The 2,182-nt window shown below is 51.3% G+C and carries 2 tRNA genes and 2 rRNA genes; all 4 read left to right on the top strand.

The features are described from left to right. Positions 1 to 1,079 (top strand): 16S ribosomal RNA (locus PCA20602_RS25450); the annotation flags it as partial. A gap of 64 nt (positions 1,080 to 1,143) precedes the next feature. After that, positions 1,144 to 1,220: transfer RNA gene (locus PCA20602_RS25445), tRNA-Ile, on the top strand. A gap of 49 nt (positions 1,221 to 1,269) precedes the next feature. Continuing rightward, positions 1,270 to 1,345, top strand: a tRNA-Ala gene (locus PCA20602_RS25440). A gap of 296 nt (positions 1,346 to 1,641) precedes the next feature. Next, positions 1,642 to 2,182: ribosomal RNA gene (locus PCA20602_RS25435) — 23S ribosomal RNA — on the top strand; the annotation flags it as partial.

The raw sequence follows: 2,182 nt of genomic DNA, 5'->3' as shown, positions 1-2,182 counted from the left end.
TGGGTTAATACCTCGGGGGGATGACGGTACCGGAAGAATAAGCACCGGCTAACTACGTGCCAGCAGCCGCGGTAATACGTAGGGTGCAAGCGTTAATCGGAATTACTGGGCGTAAAGCGTGCGCAGGCGGTTTTGTAAGACGGATGTGAAATCCCCGGGCTCAACCTGGGAACTGCATTCGTGACTGCAAGGCTAGAGTATGGCAGAGGGGGGTAGAATTCCACGTGTAGCAGTGAAATGCGTAGAGATGTGGAGGAATACCGATGGCGAAGGCAGCCCCCTGGGCCAATACTGACGCTCATGCACGAAAGCGTGGGGAGCAAACAGGATTAGATACCCTGGTAGTCCACGCCCTAAACGATGTCAACTAGTTGTTGGGGATTCATTTCCTTAGTAACGTAGCTAACGCGTGAAGTTGACCGCCTGGGGAGTACGGTCGCAAGATTAAAACTCAAAGGAATTGACGGGGACCCGCACAAGCGGTGGATGATGTGGATTAATTCGATGCAACGCGAAAAACCTTACCTACCCTTGACATGTACGGAAGTCTGCTGAGAGGTGGATGTGCTCGAAAGAGAACCGTAACACAGGTGCTGCATGGCTGTCGTCAGCTCGTGTCGTGAGATGTTGGGTTAAGTCCCGCAACGAGCGCAACCCTTGTCCTTAGTTGCTACGCAAGAGCACTCTAAGGAGACTGCCGGTGACAAACCGGAGGAAGGTGGGGATGACGTCAAGTCCTCATGGCCCTTATGGGTAGGGCTTCACACGTCATACAATGGTCGGTACAGAGGGCTGCCAAACCGCGAGGTGGAGCTAACCCCAGAAAACCGATCGTAGTCCGGATCGCAGTCTGCAACTCGACTGCGTGAAGCTGGAATCGCTAGTAATCGCGGATCAGCATGTCGCGGTGAATACGTTCCCGGGTCTTGTACACACCGCCCGTCACACCATGGGAGTGGGTTTTGCCAGAAGTAGGTAGCCTAACCGTAAGGAGGGCGCTTACCACGGCAGGATTCATGACTGGGGTGAAGTCGTAACAAGGTAGCCGTAGGGGAACCTGCGGCTGGATCACCTCCTTTCTAGAGCATGCACTGGAAGTTGAGTGTTCACGCTTATCGGTTGTTGACTGCGTAGATCTAAGTCGGGTCTGTAGCTCAGGTGGTTAGAGCACCGTCTTGATAAGGCGGGGGTCGAAGGTTCAAGTCCTTCCAGACCCACCAAGCTTTTTAACCACCGCCTGATTAAGTCGAGTGGTAGTGTGGCTTGATTGGGGGATTAGCTCAGCTGGGAGAGCACCTGCTTTGCAAGCAGGGGGTCGTCGGTTCGATCCCGTCATCCTCCACCAAAACCTTAGATCGCATCGATGTCAGTCAAAAGCGCTTTACGTCTGTAGTAAATCCCTGTGATGAATTACAAGCTAAGTGAATGCTTTTGAATGACAGCAATGTCATGCAGTATTTGTTCTTTAACAATTTGGAAGAAGAAGTAGTACAACGGAAGCGCGTTAGAGATGGCGTGTGGAAATTGTACGGGTTGTGATTGTATCAACCAGTATTTAAGTGATCGAAAGATGACTTGGAATACGGCACAACGCTAATACTCAACCTATAAAGGATGTGTCGAGAGACGCACTCGTTATAGGGTCAAGCGAATAAGTGCATGTGGTGGATGCCTTGGCGATTACAGGCGATGAAGGACGCGATAGCCTGCGAAAAGTTGTGGGGAGCTGGCAAATAAGCATTGATCCACAAATGTCCGAATGGGGAAACCCGGCCTTTTAGGTCATCCTAGACTGAATACATAGGTCTAGCGAAGCGAACGCGGCGAACTGAAACATCTAAGTAGCTGCAGGAAAAGAAATCAACCGAGATTCCCAAAGTAGTGGCGAGCGAAATGGGACCAGCCTTCAAGATTTAGCACCGGTGTTATCAAAACGGAATGGAAAGTCCGGCCATAGTGGGTGATAGCCCCGTATGAGAAAACCCTGGTGTGGAACTAAGCTTGAGAAAAGTAGGGCGGGACACGTGAAATCCTGTCTGAAGATGGGGGGACCATCCTCCAAGGCTAAATACTCGTAATCGACCGATAGTGAACCAGTACCGTGAGGGAAAGGCGAAAAGAACCCCGGGAGGGGAGTGAAATAGATCCTGAAACCGCATGCATACAAACAGTCGGAGCCTCG

The sequence above is a fragment of the Pandoraea capi genome (genome assembly GCF_902459735.1).
Lineage (GTDB): Bacteria > Pseudomonadota > Gammaproteobacteria > Burkholderiales > Burkholderiaceae > Pandoraea > Pandoraea capi.
This window is presented reverse-complemented; position numbering and strand designations above follow the sequence as displayed.